The following is a 209-nucleotide window of genomic DNA, read 5'->3' on the forward strand; positions in this document are numbered from 1 at the left end:
GTGGCCGACCTGCAGGCGCTGGGCACCACCCCGGTCGTCGTCAACGGCACCGAAGGCAAGCTCACGCTGACTGGCTACGACCCGGCCACCGGCAAGATCACCTATAGCTACCAGCAGGATGGGACGGCCAAGAACCACACCGCCGGCGACGACTCCGTCACCGACAAGTTCACCGTCACCGTCACCGATGCGGCCAACCAGGTCAAGTC

General features: G+C 65.6%; 1 protein-coding gene. It reads left to right on the top strand.

What is annotated here, in order from left to right; translation table 11 throughout:
• A partial coding sequence (locus IB259_RS30925) for a VCBS domain-containing protein (protein ID WP_192331063.1) occupies positions 1–209 on the top strand: 209 nt, incomplete at both ends.

It is taken from the genome of Achromobacter sp. ACM04 (assembly GCF_014851465.1).
Lineage (GTDB): Bacteria > Pseudomonadota > Gammaproteobacteria > Burkholderiales > Burkholderiaceae_B > Achromobacter > Achromobacter aegrifaciens.